Source organism: Nocardia brasiliensis ATCC 700358, from assembly GCF_000250675.2.
GTDB classification, from domain to species: Bacteria; Actinomycetota; Actinomycetes; order Mycobacteriales; family Mycobacteriaceae; genus Nocardia; species Nocardia brasiliensis_B.
Map to the genome: position 1 here is coordinate 74,041 of NC_018681.1, position 17,834 is coordinate 91,874.

The window sequence follows — 17,834 nt, forward strand, 5'->3', positions numbered from 1 at the left end:
GATGTAACCCATGTCAGAACCAGTCGACGTACCGATCGATGACGAAGTTATTCGGCTAGGTCAGTTCCTCAAGCTGGCCAACCTGATCGAATCCGGCTCCGAGGCGAAGACGGTGATCGCCTCCGGCCTGGTCCGGGTCAACGACGAGGTGGAACTGCGCCGCGGTCGCCAGCTACAGATCGGCGACGTCGTCGCCCTCGCCGGGCACAAGGCGCGCGTATCGGTCTGAGCTGTTCGTTCAGTCTTCGGCGCGCACGACGACACCGTCGTGATCGCTGTAGAGCATGTCGCCGGGAACGAAAGTGACACCGCCGAATTCGACGGGGACGTCGCGATCGCCCGTGCCGGTCTGGGTGCTCTTGCGCGGGTTGGTGCCGAGCGCCTTCACTCCGATGTCGAGGGTGCGCAGGATCGCCGAGTCGCGCACCGCGCCGTTGACGATCACGCCTGCCCAGCCGTTGTCCACGCCGCGCCCGGCGATGATGTCGCCGACCAGCGCGGTGTGCACGCTCGCGCCGCCGTCGACCACCAGCACCTTGCCCTGCCCTGGTTCGCCGAGGGTCTGCTTGACCAGCAGGTTGTCCTGGAAGCAGCGGATGGTGGTGATCCGGCCGGCGAACGCCGCGCGGCCACCGAACTGGATGAACTGCGTGTCGCAGCTGCGGATCTCGGGGCCGATCTCGTCGGCCAGGTCGGCAGTGGCAACAAAGTCCTGGGATTCGGTCACGCGCTCAGCTTAAAGGCGGCCGCAGCGTGATTCGCTCCCGGTGTGCCGAGGGTCGCTATCGGTGTCCGTAGTGCAGTTCGTACATCTCCCGGTCGTGTTCGGAGAACTTGGCACGATCGGCCAGCTCGGGGTTCAGTCCGTGCTGGACGAGGCGGAAGCGGCGCCAGACGTAGCTGAGCGCGACGGTGAAGATGACCAGCGGCACGATCATCATCACGATCAACCCGAGCTTGAGCGCCATCGGTCCCGGAAAGAGCAGGACCAGCGCGAAGAACGGGATAACGGGGCCGAGAAACCGGACGAGATAGCGCTCCATGGCCCCGTGTCCGACGAGGTCGTGGATGACCCACTCGTGCAGCTCCCCGGGGAGCTCGCGGCCGAGATCGTAGGCGATCCGCTGCCGCATCGTGGGGGTTTTCATACCTTCAGGCTATGCCTGTGGCATTGGTCACCGCTAGGTTGCTGAGCCCCCGGATTCGGGACGCCGCGACCGCGCGCTCAACGCACCGGCTGATCCGATTCGCCGGCGCGGGCGGCGTGGAAGGCGGCGATCTGGGTGATCAGGTTGTGCGTGGTGTGCTGCACCGCGATCTTCACGAACGGTTCGATGGTCTTGCCGAGGGCGCGTCCGGCCAGTCCGCCGGGCACCCGGTAGTCGACGATCGCGTCGACGGTGCACCGCGCGTCGCCCTTGGGGTGGAACAGGAAGGTCGATTCGATCTCGAAGCCCTTGATCGACTTCACCGCGATGACCGCGTTCTCCTCCCAGCGCACCACCTCGATCCGCGATTTCAGCGACGCGGGGCCGAGCTTGATGTGCCCGTCGAAGGCCGCGCCGACGCCGGTCGTCTGCGTGCCGACCGGGGTGAAGGACTGGATGCCGTGCAGAAAGCGCGGCAGGTTCTGGTAGTCGTCGATGTACGCGAACGCGGATTCCGCCGACGCGGCACAGTCCTCGACGATCTTCACTTCGGTCATGCCCGAACAGTAACCGGTTCTGCTCTCGGTCGTCCGGTCAGGACTTGGGTCAGGCCGTGACCGCGAGGGTGGCGGCGAGCCCGAAGGCGAGGGCCATCACGACGACCTCGAGGACGGCCCGGCGCAGCGAGGCGTCGGCGCTCACCCGATGGTCGGCGGCCCGGCCGACCCAGCTGCGCCGCCACCACCAGCCCAGGCCGAGCAGGCCGAGCAGCACCACGGTTTTCGCGAGCAGGATGCGGCCGTAGCCGGTGTCGAAGAACGGCGTGATCCCGCCGACCTTGATCAGCCCGTTCAACAGCCCGGTCACCGCGACGATCGCGACCAGCGGCAGTGCCATGGCGGAATACCGGGGCAGCGCAACGGCCCACGTGCCGCGGGTACGAACCACCAGCGCGAGCGCGACCAGCAGCCCGAACCAGGCCGCCGCGGCCAGCGCGTGCACCGCGGCGAGCACCGAGCCGAACGCGTGCTGGGACATGTGCCCGGTGATCGGCCGCAGCGCCAGCGTGACCGCCGCGAAGACGAGCACCAGGTCCGGCGCGGCGATATCGATCCGCCGGAAGGCCAGCGCCGCGTAGCAGGCGATCGCGCCCGCGCCGAGCAGGATCGCGATGCCGACCTGGCCGCCGCTCACATCGAGCAGGTAGTCGCCGAACGAGCCCGCGCCGAGCCCGCCGACCGGCACCCCGAGCACCTCGGCCGCCTCGGCTACCAGCACCGCGAACTCGGTGCCGCACCAGAATCCGGCGAGCACGGCGAGCAGGCGCCACGGCGGCGACAACTTCGCGTGCACCCGGGGCAGTGCGGCGAGACCGAGCACCACCGCGCCCGCGCCGTCGGCGAGCACCCGGGCCACCGATTGCCCGGCGAACCCGGCGGGCAGGCTCAGCGCCCAGGCGAGCAGCACGCCGAGCAGCCCGGCCGGGACGATCAACAGCACCGGCCACGGCGCGCCCGCGGTGTCCCGCCGCGCGCCGCCGCCGCGCGTCTTACCGGTCACTGTCGTGTTTTCCGGCTCCTGCCGCCGAACAGGGCGAACGCGAGCCCGCCGCCGAACAGCACGACGGCGCCGACGATGAAGACCCACAGCGGCACCCCGCCGGACTCCTCCTCGTCCGAATTACCGTTCTTGGCACCGGGTTTGGGCCCGGGGACACCATTGCCCGCCTTGCTGAGCGTGAACTGGCGCTTGCCGCTGACCGGATGGCCGTCGGCGGAGGTCACCCGGTAGGCGACGGTGTACACCCCGGCCGGGCCGAGTTCCCCCACCGGCACGCTGACGGTGTTGCCCTCGACCGTCGGCTCGCCCTTGGACCACAGGTTGCCGTCCGGGCCGACCACGGTGAGCGACGGGTAGTTGGGCTGCAATGCCTCGTTGAAGGTGATGCTGGCTCGCGCGGGGCCTGCCTCGATCGTCGCGCCGTCCTCCGGCACGCTGCCGGTCGGGGCGGAATGCGCGGCCGCGGTTCCCGTGGCGGCCAGGCCGAATCCGAGCAGGAACAGTCCCGCGACGAGCGCGGTGAACAGCCGGCGGATCACGACTGCCGTGCCCGGATCACGTTGCCGAGGCCGAGCGCGACGCCGAGCAGGCCCAGCGCCAGCCCGATGCCGCCGAGCCAGCGCGCGGTGTTGTCGGTGTCGTCGACGGGACGGTCCGCGCTCGCGGTGTCGACGCTGTGATCATCGGTCGACTTGCCCTTGGCCAGGGTGAGCGACGGGGCCGGATGTTCGGGCTCGGCGCCGTCTTTGCCCGCGGGCTGATCCCACGCGACGACCTTGCCGTCGCTGTAGGTCTGCTTGGTCGGGAAGCTGACGGTTTCCTGCTTCGGCAGCGGCCCGACCGAGACGGCGAAGCGTTGGAACTGGCCCGGGCCGACGCCAGGGTTGCCCGGCTCCGCGGTCCAGGTGATCGCGGTGATCTCGGCCTTCTCGTTCTTCTCGATCTTGGCCGACCAGCCCGGAATCGGTTCGGTGCGTGCGCTTTTCAGGTTGGGCACGGTGACGGTGAGCGCGGTGGTGCTGGCGGTCTCGGATTCGGTGGGCACCCGGAAGGTGGCCACCGCGTAGGAGCCCTGCTGGGCGCCCGGCGAGTCGACGGTGACGTGCGCGGCGGCGCTACCGCAGGCCAGCAGCGCGAACGTGGCGGCGGCAGCGGCGGTGCCGGTGGCGCGCGAAATCGAACGGTACATGGAAGGTCTTTCTGTCCGAGGGGGAGTGGTGCGGCGGGTCAGGCGGGCAGCGGTGGCGCGCGCGGGCCGATGGCCCCGTTCGGAGTGCAGTGATAGTGCGGGAGACCAGGATTGGACCAGTGCGCCGGGCCCGCGACGCGCCCCGGACGCGGTCTGGCGAGCACCGCGCGCACCGCGCCGGAGACGGCGGCGTAGAGCCGCTCGGCCGTAGTGATCAGCGCGGCGCAGCCGAGGGTGGCCACCGCGTGCGCGACGAGCATCCACCCGGTGGGCAGCACGGGGACCGCGGTGCTCGCGGTGGTGTGTTCGTGGCCGATCAGGCCGGACAACGCGAGATGACTCGCGAGCTGCCCGAGGCCGAGCAAGGTGAGCACCGCGGCGGATCCGGTGGCGAATCGCTGTGCCGCGCAACCCGCTACCGCGGCCGCCAGCAGCACCAGCGCCGACTCCGCCGACCCTGGCAGGCCGCCGCCGGCGACGCCGTGCGCGGCGATCGCGAGCACGGCGACCAGCACACCGACCAGACCACCGCGGAGGTGGCCGCTGGTCGGTGACTCGGACATCGTGGCAGGGGTCAGCGCACGCCGAGGCGGGCCAGTACGTCGGATTCGACCTGGGACAGCTCCTCGGAGATGGAGGCGTGCACGGTGCGACGGCGCGGCGCGGGCATCTGCTCGGCGGTCTGCACCGCGGTGGCCAGGCTGTCCAGGCGGGCCTGGGTCGAGACGACGAACTTCTGCGTATCGCCCTTGTCCTTGCCGTCCTGCGCGCCGACCTTGCCAAGGGCCGCTTCGGTATTCGCGATCCGGGCCTGCAACCGGGCGCCGTGGCCGGCGAAGTCGCCGAGCTGCTCGATGCCGATCCCGAGCTGCTGGGCCTTGCGGAGGTCGAGCTGGCCGCGCACGAAGGTCGCGGCACGGTAGGCCAGCGGCGCGAGCACCGGGATCAGCACCCGTGCCACGCCGAGGTACTTCTTCATCTGGCTCGCGCTGAACAGTTCGCGCTCGGCCCGCGCCGCCACCTTGAGCGCGGCCTTCTCCTCCGCCTGCAGCGTGGAGATCTGGGCCTTGGCCACCTTGCGCTGGGTACGGGCCTCCGCGCGGCGGGCCTTGCGGTCGTTCTTGGCGACCAGTTTCGCCTCCAGACCGGCCTTGTGCTTGAGGGCTTTCGCCTCGGCCCTGCGGCTCGGCCGCCCCTTGCGCTTCGTGAACAACCCCATCGAAGGCCCTCCGTCATGCTGGTTTGCCATGGCAGTACGACGCCGGGGAAAGCCCGTCCGCCCATGTCACACGGTTTGTCCATACCCTATCGGTTCAACTGCGACAGTTAAGAGCGTAGGGCCTCGCTCCCGGTACCGAAGGCAAGTGGGGATCGGACCGAAACGTGCCCGTGCGCACGGGGTTCGTGGGTTTGTCGGGGGGAGGGACCATACTGCATTACGTGGATTCGGGCATCGGTGACCGGGAAGGTCGCAAGCACAACGGCATGGCCGTGGAACGGCCGGCCGGTGTCGCGGATGCGCCGACCCCCTTCATCGACGCGCGAGCGCTGATCGGTTGCCGGCACCGGCTGCACCTGGACGCGGCCCATCCGGGGGCGCTGACGGGCGTCAGCGAAGACCCCGGCGTGCGGCAGCGCCGCGAGGCCGCCACGGCGCATCGGCTACGCGTGCGGGACGCGTTGATCGCGGCGGACCCGGACGGCTGGGTGGTCATCGATCCGACCCTGCGCGCGTCCGAGCGGGCCGCGGCCACCATGCGGGCGTGTGCCGACGGAGTGCGTCACATCTGGGGCGCCCTGCTACCGCAGGAACCGGAGACCGGCCGCCGCGGCGGCTCGGAGATCCTGCTGCACGACGCCGACCGCGGCGGCTACATCCCGGTGATCGTGGTGAACCACAAGGTGACCGACCCGCGCCAGCCCGAGCCCGCCGATTTCCACCCGACCACCTCGGACCCGTATCACTGGGATCCGCAACCGGATCGGCATCGCAAACTACGCCAGCAGCCCCGGGATCAGCAGCGCCTCGCGCACCTCTACCGGATGCTGCAGCGGCACGGCCTGGCCAGCCCCGCCCTGGTCGGCGGCGTGATCGGCTATCACTTCGACCGCATCCTCGTGCACGACCTCGGGCCCATCCTGGCCGACTACGACCAACGCTATGCCGACCGGGTCGCGGTGGTCCGCGGCGAGCTGCCGACGGTGCCGTCCAAGGTGCCCGAGTGCCGGCAGTGCCCGTGGTGGACGCGCAGCATCGAGGGGCCGAGCTGCGAGGGCTGGCTCATCGAACACCGCGACGTCAGCCTGGTCGCGCCCGGTTCCCGCGCCGAGGTGCTGCGCAGGCACGACGTGCAGACCATCGACGATCTGGCGAGCTGGACCGGCGAGGACCCGGACGACTGGCAGCACGGCCCGTTCGACGAGGCGGTGGTCACCGCCCGGGCCTGGATCGCGGGCGCGCCGCTGGTGCGCCGGGTGCAACCGGTGCGGGTGCAGCGGGCCGACGTCGAGGTCGACGTGGATCTGGAGAGTTTCCAGGAGTACGGCGCGTATCTGTGGGGCACGCTGCTCGACGGGGTGTACCGCCCGTTCGTCACCTGGGACCCGCTGCCCACCGAGGACGAGGGCCGCTCCTTCGGCGAATTCTGGACCTGGCTGATGACGGTGCGGGCGGAAACCAGGGCGCACGGGAAAACCTTTGCCGCCTACTGCTATTCGCGCACCGCAGAGGACAAGTGGCTGTACGAGTCGGCGCGCCGGTTCGCGGGCAGGCCCGGTGTGCCGACGGTGGACCAGGTGCGCGCGTTCGTGGACGGGCCGGAATGGGTGGACATGTTCCAGGCCGTGTCCGAGCAGTTCATCTGCCCGAACGGCAAGGGGCTCAAGAAGATCGCGCCGGTCGCGGGCTTCGCCTGGCGCGACGCCGAGGCGGGCGGCGAGGCGTCGATGAGCTGGTATCGGCTGGCTGTCGGCTACGAAGACGCGCCGGATCTGTCCCAGCGCACCCGTTTGCTGGAGTACAACGAGGACGACGTGCGCGCCACCCAGGTGCTGCGGGAATGGATGTCGAATCGGGCCGACCTGGAGGTTCCTGGCCTCGAGGATTTCGGGAGACGTACTATCGCGACGTGACAGAGCACGTCGAACAACTCGAGTTCCAGGCAGAAACCCATCAGCTGCTCGAGCTGATGATCCATTCGGTCTACTCCAACAAGGACACCTTCCTGCGGGAGCTGATCTCGAACTCCTCCGACGCGCTGGACAAGCTGCGGCTGGAGTCCTTCCGGGACAAGGATCTGCACGTCGACACGTCCGACCTCCACATCGAGCTGGCGGTGGACAAGGACAACCGGATCCTCACCGTTCGAGACAACGGCATCGGCATGTCCCGCGCCGAGGTGGTCGACCTGATCGGCACCCTGGCCAAGTCCGGCACCGCCGAGCTGCGCAAGAAGCTCAACGAGGCGAAGTCCGAGGCCGCGGCCGAGGAGCTGATCGGCCAATTCGGCATCGGCTTCTACTCGACCTTCATGGTCGCCGACAAGGTCACGCTGACCACCCGGCGCGCAGGGGAGACCGAGGGCACCCGGTGGGAATCCGCCGCCGGCAGCTCGACCTACACCATCGAAACCCTCGACGAGGCCCCGCAGGGTACCGCGGTATCGCTGCACCTGAAGCCCGCCGACGAGGAAGACCACCTTTTCGACTACACCCAGGAGTGGAAGCTCCGGGAGATCGTCAAGAAGTACTCCGACTTCATCGCATGGCCGATCCGTATGCAGGTCGAGCGGACCGTGACCGTAGAGCCAGAGGGCGACGAAGGAGCGGATCCCGCGGAGCAACCCGATGGGACCGAGAAGTCCGAGAAGACCATCCTCGAGGACCAGACCCTCAACTCCATGAAGGCGTTGTGGACCCGCTCGAAGAGCGAGGTCAGCGACGAGGAGTACAAGGAGTTCTACAAGCACGTCAGCCACGCCTGGGACGATCCGCTGGAGATCATCCCGATGAAGGCGGAGGGCACCTTCGAATATCAGGCGCTGCTGCTCCTGCCCTCGCAGGCGCCGTTCGACCTGTTCACCCGCGAGCACAAGCGCGGCGTGCAGCTCTACGTCAAGCGGGTGTTCATCATGGACAACTGCGAAGAGCTGATGCCGGAGTACCTGCGCTTCGTCAAGGGTGTGGTGGACGCGCAGGACCTCTCGCTCAACGTGTCGCGCGAAATCCTGCAGCAGGACCGCCAGATCCAGATGATCCGCAAGCGGCTGGTCAAGAAGGTGCTGTCCACGGTCAAGGAGCTGCAGGGCGCCGAGGACCAGGGCAAGTACCAGACCTTCTGGCGCGAATTCGGCCGGGTGCTGAAGGAGGGTCTGCTCGGCGATTTCGACAACCGCGAGACCATCCTGCAGGTGTCGTCGTTCGCCTCGACGAATTCCGAGTCCGAGCTGACCACGCTCGCGCAGTACGTCGAGCGCATGCCCGAGGGCCAGGACGCGATCTACTACATGACCGGCGAATCCCGGCAGCAGATCGAAAGCTCCCCGCACATGGAGGCTTTCAAGGCCAAGGGCCGCGAGGTGCTGATCCTGACCGACCCGGTCGACGAGATGTGGGTCGGCTCGGTGCCGGACTTCGACGGCAAGCCGTTCACCTCGATCGCCAAGGGCGAGGTCGACCTGGAGTCCGAGGAGGAGAAGAAGGCCTCCGAGGCGCTGCGCGAACAGCAGGACAAGGACTTCGCCGAGGTGCTCACCTGGCTCGGCAAGACCCTGGACGAGAACATCAAGGAGGTGCGCCTCACCAACCGGCTCACCACCTCGCCCGCCTGCCTGGTCGGTGATGTCTTCGATTTCACCCCGATGCTGGAGCGGATGTACCGCGCGTCAGGGCAGGCGCTGCCGGAGTCCAAGCGGATTCTGGAGCTCAACCCGACGCATCCGCTGGTCACCGGCCTGCGCGACGCGTACGACACGCGCAAGGAGGACGCGGACGCGGGCAAGGTGCCCGAGCTGACCGAAACCGCCGAACTGCTGTACGGCACCGCCGTGCTGGCCGAGGGCGGCGAGCTGAAGGATCCGGCGCGGTTCGCGCACATCCTCACCGATCGGCTCACCCGCACCCTCTGAGTTCACCGCGCGCACACCCGAAGGCCACCCGATCCGCGGATCGGGTGGCCTTCGCTCTTTGCTTCGCGCACAGCGTTTTTCGTTCGAGTTGGTGGTCCGGCGCGGTCCGAGGCGGTTAAATTTGGACATTCGAAAGGATCGCCAGCTCATGTCCGGAAACCCCCTCGCGGTCGCCGAGCCGTGGGATCTCGTCGCCGACGGCTACGCGGAATTCGCGCCCGCGCTGATGCAGCCGTTCTCCGATCGCGCCCTCGAATTCGCCTCGCTGACACCGGCTTCGCAGGTGATCGATGTCGCGGCGGGTACGGGACTGTTGAGCCTGCTGGCCGCGCCGCAGGTGGCGCGGGTACACGCGATCGACTTCTCCGAGCCGATGCTGGCGCGGCTGAGCACCGCCGCGCGGGCCGCCGGGCTCACGAACATCGAGACGCGGGTGGGCGACGGACAGGACCTGCCGTACGAGAACGACCGGTTCGACGCGGGGTTCTCCATGTTCGGGTTGATGTTCTTCCCGGAGCGGGCCAAGGGTTTCGGCGAACTGTTCCGGGTGCTGCGCCCCGGCGGGACGGCGGTGGTGTCCAGTTGGGCGCCGGTGGTCGAATCCCCGTTGATGCGCTTGATGTTCGGCGCGATCGCGGCCGCCGACCCGAGCGTCCAGGAGCCGCAGCCCAACTACCTCAGCCTGGAAAATCCGGAGATCTTCGAGACCGAGATGCGCCGGGCCGGCTTCGAAGCCGTGTCCATCCAACGTCACTCGACCGCGCTGGCCTGCGCCGACGCCGACCAGCTGTGGGACACGATGGTGCGCAGCAGCGCGCCGCTGACGCTCATGCGGCGCACTGTCGGCGAGCAGGTGTGGGCCGAGCGGGTGTCGCTGATGAAGTCCTATCTGGCCGCCAACTACCGGCCGAACCAGCCGCTGTCGACCACCGCATTCCTCGGTATCGGGCACAAGCCGGCGCCCTGAAAAACCGAAAGCCGCCGCCGACCGGGTCGGTCGACAGCGGCTTTCACGCAGGGGAGGCCTAGCGCGGGGCCATGCGCAGCGCGCCGTCCATGCGGATGGTCTCACCGTTGAGGTAGTCGTGCTCGACGATGTACTGCGAGAGCTGCGCGTACTCGTCCGGGCGGCCCAGGCGCGACGGGAACGGCACGCCGGCCTCGAGGCCCTTGCGGTACTCCTCGGTGACGCCGGCCAGCATCGGGGTGTCGATGATGCCGGGGGCGATGGTGTTAACCCGGATGCCGAACTGGGCCAGGTCGCGCGCGGCCGGCACGGTCATGCCGTGCACGCCGCCCTTGGACGCGGAGTACGCGATCTGGCCGATCTGGCCCTCGAACGCGGCCACGGAGGCGGTGTTGATGATGACGCCACGCTGGCCGTATTCGTCGACGGTGTCGGTCTTGGAGATCGCGTCGGCGGCCAGGCGCATGACGTTGAAGGTGCCGAGCAGGTTCACGGTGATGACCGTGCGGAACAGCTCGAGGTCGTGCGGGCCGTTCTTGGACAGGATGCGTCCCGCCCAGCCGACGCCCGCGCAGTTCACCACGATGCGCAGCGGCGCACCGGACTCGACGACCTTCGCGACCGCGGCGCCGACCTCGTCGTTGCTGGTGACGTCGGCCGGAATGAGGGTGACCCCGGCGGGCACGTTATCGCCCGCGCGCTCGATGGACTGCGGCACATCCAGGCCGAAAACGGTGGCCCCCAGCTCGGCGAAACGCTTGGCAGTGGCGGCGCCGAGGCCGGATGCGCCTCCGGTGACAATGGCGGCGGAACCCGAAATCTCCACGATGGTCCTCTCGTTCGTGACAGCCAGTTGGCCTTTCGTCAATTGCACCCTAACGGGTGTGCCCACCGGACCCGATGAGGCCTCCCTCTCATTTCGGCACCGGTGAACGGCCCCGCTGCCGCAGGGTTACGCGCGGGCGAACGGGCGGTGTGCCGCTCACCCGGGTCGAACAGCGCGCCCGGTGCGCTGGGATTATTTGCGAACAGATGTGTTCTTGGGTGGTACCGTCGCTGGCATGAAGCTGTTCTCCGCGACGTCCGTGGCCGGTCGCAAGGTTTTGATCACCGGGGCGGCGCGGGGGATCGGGGCCGCGCTGGCCCGGCAACTGCACGCCCACGGCGCCCGGGTCGCGCTGCTCGGGTTGGAGCCGGAACTGCTCGCCGAAGTCGCGGCCGACTGCGGGGACGCACCGTGGCGTTACTGCGATGTCGGCGACGCGGAACAGGTCGACCGCGTCGTGCAGACCCTGGTCGGTGAACTCGGCGGGCTGGACGTGGTGGTCGCCAACGCGGGTATCGCGCGGCAACTGCCGCTGCTCGGCGGCGACACCGCGGTGATGGAGCAGACGCTTGCGGTCAACGTCCTAGGCGTCTACTACACGTTGCGCGCGGCCGGGCCGCACATCAGTCACGCGAACGGCTATGCGCTGCTGGTGTCCTCGCTCGCCGCGGCGGTCAATCTGCCGCTGGTCGGCGCGTACAGCGCGGCGAAGGCGGCGGTGGAGGCCCTGGGCAACACGTTGCGCATCGAGGTCAAACACACCGGCGCGAAGGTGGGCGTCGCGTACTTCGCCGAACTGGACACCGACATGACCTCGCGCGGCTTCGGCACCGACGCGGCACGCGCCATCATCGGGCGCGCCACGGTCTCCGGTGTCGCGCCGCTCGGCCCCGCCATCGATGCGGTGGAAAAGGCGATTGCGCGCCGGAGCCGTCAAGTCGTGTCACCGTGGTGGGTGGCCTACGTGCTGCCCGCCCGGCCGGTCGCCCAGCGGGTCATCGACCTCGCCCTGCGGCGCGGCGTACCGCGCGCGCTGGAGATCGCCAGGAAGGAAGCGGCACCCTTCACAACAGACCAACCGGACAGACCACGCAAAATGGAGCGGCCCGTCTAGACCGACAACACCGGAGTTCCTGAATGACCGAATCGGCAACCAGCGCACGGCAACTCCCTCGGGGCAGGCACGGCCTGCCGCGGGAGCAGGTGGTCGCCTCGCAGCGCGAGCGCATCCTGATCGCGATGGCCGAGGCGATGGTCGAGAACGGTTACGTCGGCACCTCCGTCGCCGCGATCCTGAAGCGGGCCGGGGTCTCCCGGGAAACCTTCTACGAGCAATTCCGTTCCAAGGAAGCCTGTTTCGAGGCCGCGTACGAGCGGGCCGCGCAGAACCTGCTCGAGCGCATCGCCGATGCGTCCCTGGAAGCCGACGGAGCACCGGCCGCGGCCACCGAGCTGGACCCGGTGACCCGGATGGACAAGATCTTCGCCGCCTACCTCCAGCACCTGGTCGACGACCCGGCCAGCGCGCGCCTGTTCCTCGTCGAGGTCTACGCGGTCGGTTCGGCCGCGATCGCGCGCCGCGCCCAACTGCAAGAACTGTTCGTCGGCCTGATCGCCGACGTCCTCGACGCCCGCACCGACGACCAGCGCTTCGCCTGCGTCACCCTGGCCGCCGCGATCAGCGCCATGGTCACCGGCCGAATCGCCGCCGAAGACCTCGACGGCCTCCTTGCCCTCCGCGCACCCCTGCTGGACCTCGTCCGCCGCGGCGGACGGCTATACGGCGAAGCCCTCGCCCACCCCTGACTCCGCAGCTCCCGCCCGCACTCCGCAGTTGTTCAACCGCTGCCGCGCAGGTTCCAGCGCGCCGCGCGCGTGTCGGGTGAAGGACACGCGTGCGGGGTGGCGGAATGTGCGCGGCGGCCTCGGGCGTGGTCGGCCTAGCGGTGGGTGGGCGGGTCCGCGGGGATCGCGGGTTGGTCCGCGGGCTCGGCCGGTGTCGTGCGGCGCCGGCGGCGGGTGGCGAGCAGGGCAGCGCCGCCGAGGGCGGGGGCGGTGGCGGCGAGCAGGGCGACGACGAGGCCGCCGAGATCCGGCGCGGCGGTCGAGATCAGTGTCATGGCACCGAAGTAGAGGAACAGGAGACCGGAGCCGATGCCGATGGCGCGCTCGGGCAGGTGCTTGCCGACCAGGATGCCGATGGCGATGGCCAGGGCGTCGGCGGCGACCATGCCGATGGTCGAGCCGAGCCACACGCCGACCCAGTCGTAGTCGGTGGCCAGCGCGGCGGTCGCGAACATGGTGCGGTCGCCGAGTTCGGCGAGCAGGAACGCGGACAGCACCACGAAGAACGGGGCGGTGCTCGCGCGCAACGATTTCGGGGCCGGCTCGTCCTCGTCGGCGGTGCCGAAGTGCTCGCGCAGGGTCCACCCGCCGACGGCAAGGAAGGTGAGCGCGGCGACCAGGGCGATGGCCCGGGTGGGCAGCGCCGAACCGAGGAAGTAGCCGACGCCGACCGAGAGCAGATGCACCGCGGCGGAGGCGGTCGCGATCCCGCCGAGCACCACCCACCAGCGGTAGCGCAGGGCGAACGTCAACGCCATCAGCTGGGATTTGTCGCCCAGCTCGGCGAGGAAGACGATGCCGATACTCAGCAAAACGGTGGCGATCATGACGTGTGCGGCTCCCGGGTCTCCGGCCTGCCGGCCGGAGTCTGGATACGCCTCCGGCCGACAACGAATGTTGTCCTGGCCGAAGGTCTCGCCCACCGGAACGGACCGGTTCACACAGCCGGACCCGATCCGTTGTGCGGTGGCGGGTCAGTATGTCGACTATGTGATTGGGGGCTACTCCCCTTCGCTGCTGCCGACTCTACCCGCCGCACGCCGGGCACGCCACCATGCTGTAATCGAAATCGCAATGCGCGCAATAAGTTTGGCGCTCCTCGCCGCGAGTTTCGGGTACCCTTACGCGGCCAGCAGCATAGCCAGAACCGCGGTGTCGGGATCGCTGATCGGGTCCAGTCCGACCCGGCTGACCAGCGAGGTCACCGTGCCGTCGGACTCCGCCTCGGCCCACGCCGCGCGGTGTTCCAGGCCCAGATGCGGCACCCCCGGCAGCAGCACACACCCGGACGCGGCGCCCGCGCATTCGGGCAGCGTCGGTTTGGTCTCCGAGGGCGGATGCAGCATGAGCAGCGCCGTCGGCACATGACCGGCAAACCGGCCGGGGGTCAGCGCCTCTTCGCCGAGCACCGTGCCCTCGGCCATCACCAACCCGACCGTGCCGGGCGCCGGATCGTCGGGCAGGTCCTCGCGCACCCCGAACACCGTCGACGTGGCCAGCAGGCCCGGCATGGAGGCCACCCGGACCGCGAGTACCAGCACCTGCGCCCACTCTTTGGTGGTGTCCGGCCAGCGGCCGGAGATGACGAAACCCCGCAGCGAGCCGCGGGCTTGGAACGGCGTGATGCCGATCGGTTCATTCGTACGCATCGTGCCTCCCGTCATGAAACCGGGGGCGGCCTTGCCCGTCCTCGAACTGTGGATTCCGAGGATGACCTAAGAAACACCTGGCACACAAGTACCAAAGAGTGCCAGTCGGCTGGTAGAAACCGCCTGACCAGCTGTTCTCGCTGGGCAGATGCCGTTGCCAGTCGAACCGATACCGCTCCGCGCCCCGGGCGTGTCCATCGTGGACCCCGGAAACGACCGAACCCGCGGGCAGTAACTGCCTGCGGGTTCGATTCGGCTCCCAACGCGACAACACCGGTAGGACCGCGGGTTTCGAGCGGAGCGAGATCAAGCATTGTCGTTCGCGGCCCGGTTCGGATCCGAGTGGCCGATGCGCCGGCGACGCAGTCGCGAGCTGGCGTCACTCGGATCCGAACCTTCGAGGGGCCGCGAACTCACCGCGCGAAGGCGCGGCAATCAGACTCAGCCGAAGAAGAGGCCCTTGCCCTGCGAGACGGCGCGGGCGAAGCGCTCCTGCACGTCTTCCCAGTTGACGACGTTCCAGAACGCGGTGACGTAGTCCGCCTTGACGTTCTTGTACTGCAGGTAGAAGGCGTGCTCCCACATGTCGACCTGGAGCAGCGGGATGATGCCCAGCGGAACGTTGGCCTGCTGGTCGTAGAGCTGGAAGGTCAGCAGCTTCTGGCCGAGGGTGTCGTAGCCGAGCACCGCCCAGCCCGAGCCCTGCAGGCCGTTGGCGGCCGCGGTGAACTGACCACGGAACTTGTCGAACGAACCGAACTGGTCGTCGATCGCGGCAGCGAGCTCGCCGACCGGCTTGTCGCCACCGTTGGGGGAGAGGTTCTTCCACCAGATGGAGTGGTTGACGTGGCCGCCGAGGTGGAAGGCCAGGTTCTTCTCGTACAGGAAAATGGCGCCGTGGTCGCCGCTTTCGCGCGCGGCTTCCAGCTTCTCCAGCGCGGTGTTCGCGCCTGCGACGTATGCGGCGTGGTGCTTGGAATGATGCAGCTCGTTGATCTGCCCGGAGATGTGGGGCTCCAGGGCGCTGTAGTCGTAATCCAGATCTGGCAGCGTGTACTCAGCCACGATGTCCCTTCCTATGTCGGGCTGGGCGCGCCGTTTCGCGGGCACACCCAACCATCATTCGTACACCCGATCGGTTCCAACCGGGCCCGAGGCCTGCGCATTCCAGCGTTGACGTCCAGCGCGCGGGCTGTGCGCCGTCCGGTCCGCGGTACGGGCACCGGGTCGAAACCTCACGCGTAGCATCGAACCATGTCGTGGTACGACGAACTAGTGGGGCGGTTGCGCCTCCCCACGCCCGTCATGGTCGCGCCGGACAATGCGCTGCCCGGCCGTGCGGAACCGATCCTCGTGCCGGATACCCACTACGTCAACGGTCATCCGCTGCATCCGCCGTTTCCGGACGAACTGCAGGTCGCGGTGGTCGCGATGGGTTGCTTCTGGGGTGCGGAGCAGCTGTTCTGGCAGCTCGACGGCGTGTACACGACCGCGGTCGGCTACGCGGGCGGATTCACCCCGAATCCCACCTATGAAGAGGTCTGCAGCGGGCAGACCGGGCATACCGAATCCGTGCTGATCGTGTTCGACCCCGGGATGCTCGACTACGCGGCCGTGCTGCGGTGCTTCTGGGAGAACCACGATCCGACCCAGGGCATGCGGCAGGGCAACGACCGCGGCACCCAGTATCGGTCGGCGCTGCTCACGGTCGATACCGGTCAAGCCGAGTCGGCGCGCAGCAGTGCGGACGCCTTCGGCGCCCGGCTGGCCGCGGCCGGCTTCGGCGAGATCACCACCGACATCGCGGCGCTGCCCGATCTTTCTGCGTTCTACTACGCCGAGGGCTATCACCAGCAGTACCTGGCCAAGAATCCCGGCGGCTACTGCCCGGTGCACGCGACCGGGGTGAGCTGCCCGGCCGGCCTCGGCGCCTGAGCGCCCACGTGAACGAAAACCGCACACCCGGTCGGTCCGGATGTGCGGTAGGGGGTGCGGAGTTTCAGAGCGGCGGCGCAACACCGGGCCGGGTCGCCCGCGGATCGCCCGCGTCGTGTGCCGCCCACCAGCGCGTGGCGCCCGCGATGAACTGGGCCAGCGGGATCTCCTGGCCGTTCGCGTCCTGGATCAGCACGTTGTCGAACCACACGCGCACATCGAGTTCACGCGGGTCGATGCCCTCCTCCTGAGAGAACTCCAGCACGTGCGCGGAGTCGTGATCATCGATGCGGGTATCGAAGCTGAGCAGCTCGCCCCACAGCGTCCACCCGCTGTCATCGAGGTCGATGAACTCCCAGCCGTGCAGCCTGCCGCCGCCGAAACTGCGGATCGCCTCGTCCAGGCCGTCCAACTGCAGCGGCAGCACCTGCGGTTCGACGGCATCCCAGTTCTGCATCCGCAACGACGCGGCGACGCGGCCGACCCCGGTGAACGTCACCTGCACCCGGTAGTCCTCGGTGGGCGTTCCGTTCTCCGGAAGCGTCAGCACCTCTAGATCGAGTCGTAGTTGTCCGGCCACCGCGTCGACCTGCAGGCCGAGGCACGTGGCCTCGGACAGGGCGACATTGAGTCCGGCCGTGTCCATTCCGTCGAGTAGCCCCCTGCTCACGTTCATGCGCACAGGCTACCGACAGCTACCGGTGCAGCCCAATATTTAAGTTTTTCGCTAGCGTTCTCGTTTTTTATGGAACCGAACCGCACGCTGCGTCGTCCAAGTAGTTGTCGGAACATGTTGCGCCACAAGTTCCGAGGTCAGCGGCGGATGACCGCTCCGGGATGTACTTGGTGGAGGGGAGTCCCGGATCGGTCGTTCGCGCCCGCGTGACACGCCAGAGAGTGCCCGGCGCGACGCGAAGTGAACGGCTTCGAGTGCGTGCGACGGCGAGAAAGTTAGCCATACGGTTGCTTTGATAGCCGAACACTGGATTGATGCGCTGTCTGATAGCCGCAGCCTGTGGATGAGGTTGTGGATTATGTGGATAACTCTGTCGGAGATATGCACATACCGCCCCTGAGCGGGGCTCGTTCAGGGTTCCGGGACGCAGAACATACCTGAAGTATCGGCTTGCTGTCGAGGTCCCCGGCCGAGCCGGAACTGCGCGGTCCCCGCGTGCCCATGGCAGGATCGAAACCGTGACGAGTCCCCATGTTCCCTCCGTCCCGGTGGACGCGGTGCCGAGCGATTTCGACCGCGCCGCGCCGACCACGCCGGACCCCACCCGGGCGATCCTGCTCGACGTGCGCGAAGAGGACGAATGGCAGCTCGGACACGCGCCCGGCGCGATCCACATCCCGATGGTCGACGTGCCCGCCCGGGTGGACGAACTGGAGTTCGACGTCGACCTCTACGTCATCTGCCGGCAAGGCGGCCGTTCTCTCCAGGTGGTCGAATACCTCACGCACATCGGCTTCGAAGCGATTCAGGTCAGCGGTGGCATGGTGGCGTGGCAGCAGGCCGGCCGCCCGCTGATCGCGGACGGCGACCACCAGGCGAAGATCTACTGAGGGAGAGCTGAGGTGCGATGAGT

The 17,834-nt window shown here is 68.5% G+C and carries 21 protein-coding genes; 8 read left to right on the top strand and 13 right to left on the bottom strand.

Annotation, left to right across the window (positions count from 1 at the left end; genetic code table 11):
* Positions 1-10 precede the first annotated feature (10 nt).
* Positions 11-229 carry an RNA-binding S4 domain-containing protein gene (locus O3I_RS00300; RefSeq protein ID WP_014980887.1) on the top strand — a complete coding sequence of 73 codons (219 nt, stop codon included), beginning with the start codon at positions 11-13 and terminating at the stop codon, positions 227-229.
* Between the two features lie 9 nt (positions 230-238).
* Here the strand turns inward: O3I_RS00300 and rraA are convergent, their stop codons facing one another.
* The 8 genes from rraA to O3I_RS00340 form a co-directional block, all read right to left on the bottom strand.
* Complete coding sequence (gene rraA / locus O3I_RS00305; protein WP_014980888.1) at positions 239-727, bottom strand: ribonuclease E activity regulator RraA; 489 nt, start codon at positions 725-727, stop codon at positions 239-241.
* A gap of 55 nt (positions 728-782) precedes the next feature.
* Positions 783-1,148: a DUF5313 family protein gene (locus tag O3I_RS00310; RefSeq protein WP_041562316.1), complete on the bottom strand. Its 366-nt coding sequence runs from the start codon at positions 1,146-1,148 to the stop codon at positions 783-785.
* A 77-nt stretch (positions 1,149-1,225) separates the two neighbouring features.
* Complete coding sequence (locus tag O3I_RS00315; protein WP_014980890.1) at positions 1,226-1,705, bottom strand: SRPBCC family protein; 480 nt, start codon at positions 1,703-1,705, stop codon at positions 1,226-1,228.
* Positions 1,706-1,754: 49 nt separating this feature from the next.
* Positions 1,755-2,708 carry a CopD family protein gene (locus O3I_RS00320; RefSeq protein WP_014980891.1) on the bottom strand — a complete coding sequence of 318 codons (954 nt, stop codon included), beginning with the start codon at positions 2,706-2,708 and terminating at the stop codon, positions 1,755-1,757.
* Positions 2,705-3,247, bottom strand: coding sequence for a copper resistance CopC family protein (locus O3I_RS00325; protein ID WP_014980892.1), 543 nt, complete (start codon positions 3,245-3,247; stop codon positions 2,705-2,707). Before O3I_RS00325 ends, O3I_RS00320 begins: the two co-directional genes overlap by 4 nt.
* Positions 3,244-3,897 (bottom strand): YcnI family protein, encoded by a 654-nt coding sequence (locus O3I_RS00330; RefSeq protein WP_014980893.1) that lies wholly within the window; start codon positions 3,895-3,897, stop codon positions 3,244-3,246. Before O3I_RS00330 ends, O3I_RS00325 begins: the two co-directional genes overlap by 4 nt.
* 38 nt (positions 3,898-3,935) lie before the next feature.
* The gene (locus tag O3I_RS00335; protein WP_014980894.1) at positions 3,936-4,460 is read right to left on the bottom strand and encodes a hypothetical protein; all 525 of its coding nucleotides are present in this window, start codon (positions 4,458-4,460) and stop codon (positions 3,936-3,938) included.
* A gap of 11 nt (positions 4,461-4,471) precedes the next feature.
* Entirely contained in the window at positions 4,472-5,116 is a 645-nt protein-coding gene (locus tag O3I_RS00340; RefSeq protein WP_014980895.1) for a DUF6474 family protein, read from the bottom strand.
* A 266-nt stretch (positions 5,117-5,382) separates the two neighbouring features.
* Between O3I_RS00340 and O3I_RS00345 the strand changes: the two genes are divergently transcribed.
* From O3I_RS00345 to O3I_RS00355, 3 genes are all read left to right on the top strand, one after another.
* A complete protein-coding gene (locus O3I_RS00345) occupies positions 5,383-7,029 on the top strand; it encodes a TM0106 family RecB-like putative nuclease (RefSeq protein ID WP_051066863.1) in 1,647 nt (548 codons plus the stop codon).
* Entirely contained in the window at positions 7,026-9,023 is a 1,998-nt protein-coding gene (gene htpG, locus O3I_RS00350) for a molecular chaperone HtpG (protein ID WP_014980897.1), read from the top strand. The genes O3I_RS00345 and htpG overlap by 4 nt, the downstream gene beginning before the upstream one ends.
* A 148-nt stretch (positions 9,024-9,171) precedes the next feature.
* Entirely contained in the window at positions 9,172-9,990 is an 819-nt protein-coding gene (locus tag O3I_RS00355; protein WP_014980898.1) for a class I SAM-dependent methyltransferase, read from the top strand.
* Positions 9,991-10,048: 58 nt separating this feature from the next.
* On the opposite strand, the gene O3I_RS00360 is transcribed toward O3I_RS00355, so the two are convergent.
* A complete protein-coding gene (locus O3I_RS00360; protein ID WP_014980899.1) occupies positions 10,049-10,816 on the bottom strand; it encodes an SDR family NAD(P)-dependent oxidoreductase in 768 nt (255 codons plus the stop codon).
* Positions 10,817-11,051: 235 nt separating this feature from the next.
* On the opposite strand from O3I_RS00360, the gene O3I_RS00365 reads away from it, so the two are divergent.
* Positions 11,052-11,930, top strand: a complete 879-nt coding sequence (locus O3I_RS00365; RefSeq protein WP_014980900.1) for an SDR family NAD(P)-dependent oxidoreductase — start codon at positions 11,052-11,054, stop codon at positions 11,928-11,930.
* Between the two features lie 23 nt (positions 11,931-11,953).
* On the top strand, positions 11,954-12,622 hold the full coding sequence (locus O3I_RS00370; protein ID WP_014980901.1) for a TetR/AcrR family transcriptional regulator: 669 nt from the start codon (positions 11,954-11,956) through the stop codon (positions 12,620-12,622).
* A gap of 134 nt (positions 12,623-12,756) precedes the next feature.
* Here O3I_RS00370 and O3I_RS00375 read toward each other — a convergent pair whose 3' ends face one another.
* From O3I_RS00375 to O3I_RS00385, 3 genes are all read right to left on the bottom strand, one after another.
* Complete coding sequence (locus O3I_RS00375; protein WP_041563240.1) at positions 12,757-13,488, bottom strand: TMEM165/GDT1 family protein; 732 nt, start codon at positions 13,486-13,488, stop codon at positions 12,757-12,759.
* Positions 13,489-13,782: 294 nt separating this feature from the next.
* Entirely contained in the window at positions 13,783-14,310 is a 528-nt protein-coding gene (locus O3I_RS00380; protein WP_041563241.1) for a hypothetical protein, read from the bottom strand.
* A gap of 441 nt (positions 14,311-14,751) precedes the next feature.
* Positions 14,752-15,375: a superoxide dismutase gene (locus tag O3I_RS00385; protein WP_014980904.1), complete on the bottom strand. Its 624-nt coding sequence runs from the start codon at positions 15,373-15,375 to the stop codon at positions 14,752-14,754.
* 189 nt (positions 15,376-15,564) lie between these two features.
* On the opposite strand from O3I_RS00385, the gene msrA reads away from it, so the two are divergent.
* A complete protein-coding gene (gene msrA, locus O3I_RS00390; protein ID WP_041562317.1) occupies positions 15,565-16,245 on the top strand; it encodes a peptide-methionine (S)-S-oxide reductase MsrA in 681 nt (226 codons plus the stop codon).
* Between the two features lie 64 nt (positions 16,246-16,309).
* Here the strand turns inward: msrA and O3I_RS00395 are convergent, their stop codons facing one another.
* Complete coding sequence (locus O3I_RS00395) at positions 16,310-16,921, bottom strand: hypothetical protein (protein ID WP_041562318.1); 612 nt, start codon at positions 16,919-16,921, stop codon at positions 16,310-16,312.
* A gap of 518 nt (positions 16,922-17,439) precedes the next feature.
* On the opposite strand from O3I_RS00395, the gene O3I_RS00400 reads away from it, so the two are divergent.
* A complete protein-coding gene (locus O3I_RS00400) occupies positions 17,440-17,811 on the top strand; it encodes a rhodanese-like domain-containing protein (RefSeq protein ID WP_041562319.1) in 372 nt (123 codons plus the stop codon).
* Positions 17,812-17,834 lie beyond the last annotated feature (23 nt).

What these genes read in the sequence shown, in the direction of transcription:
- O3I_RS00300 (WP_014980887.1), top strand. Translation starts at nt 11, where the DNA reads ATGTCAGAACCAGTCGACGTACCGATCGATGACGAAGTTATTCGGCTA.
- O3I_RS00310 (WP_041562316.1), bottom strand. Translation starts at nt 1,148, where the DNA reads ATGAAAACCCCCACGATGCGGCAGCGGATCGCCTACGATCTCGGCCGC.
- O3I_RS00315 (WP_014980890.1), bottom strand. Translation starts at nt 1,705, where the DNA reads ATGACCGAAGTGAAGATCGTCGAGGACTGTGCCGCGTCGGCGGAATCC.
- O3I_RS00330 (WP_014980893.1), bottom strand. Translation starts at nt 3,897, where the DNA reads ATGTACCGTTCGATTTCGCGCGCCACCGGCACCGCCGCTGCCGCCGCC.
- O3I_RS00335 (WP_014980894.1), bottom strand. Translation starts at nt 4,460, where the DNA reads ATGTCCGAGTCACCGACCAGCGGCCACCTCCGCGGTGGTCTGGTCGGT.
- O3I_RS00340 (WP_014980895.1), bottom strand. Translation starts at nt 5,116, where the DNA reads ATGGGGTTGTTCACGAAGCGCAAGGGGCGGCCGAGCCGCAGGGCCGAG.
- O3I_RS00345 (WP_051066863.1), top strand. Translation starts at nt 5,383, where the DNA reads ATGGCCGTGGAACGGCCGGCCGGTGTCGCGGATGCGCCGACCCCCTTC.
- O3I_RS00355 (WP_014980898.1), top strand. Translation starts at nt 9,172, where the DNA reads ATGTCCGGAAACCCCCTCGCGGTCGCCGAGCCGTGGGATCTCGTCGCC.
- O3I_RS00365 (WP_014980900.1), top strand. Translation starts at nt 11,052, where the DNA reads ATGAAGCTGTTCTCCGCGACGTCCGTGGCCGGTCGCAAGGTTTTGATC.
- O3I_RS00370 (WP_014980901.1), top strand. Translation starts at nt 11,954, where the DNA reads ATGACCGAATCGGCAACCAGCGCACGGCAACTCCCTCGGGGCAGGCAC.
- O3I_RS00375 (WP_041563240.1), bottom strand. Translation starts at nt 13,488, where the DNA reads ATGATCGCCACCGTTTTGCTGAGTATCGGCATCGTCTTCCTCGCCGAG.
- O3I_RS00380 (WP_041563241.1), bottom strand. Translation starts at nt 14,310, where the DNA reads ATGCGTACGAATGAACCGATCGGCATCACGCCGTTCCAAGCCCGCGGC.
- msrA (WP_041562317.1), top strand. Translation starts at nt 15,565, where the DNA reads ATGTCGTGGTACGACGAACTAGTGGGGCGGTTGCGCCTCCCCACGCCC.
- O3I_RS00395 (WP_041562318.1), bottom strand. Translation starts at nt 16,921, where the DNA reads ATGAACGTGAGCAGGGGGCTACTCGACGGAATGGACACGGCCGGACTC.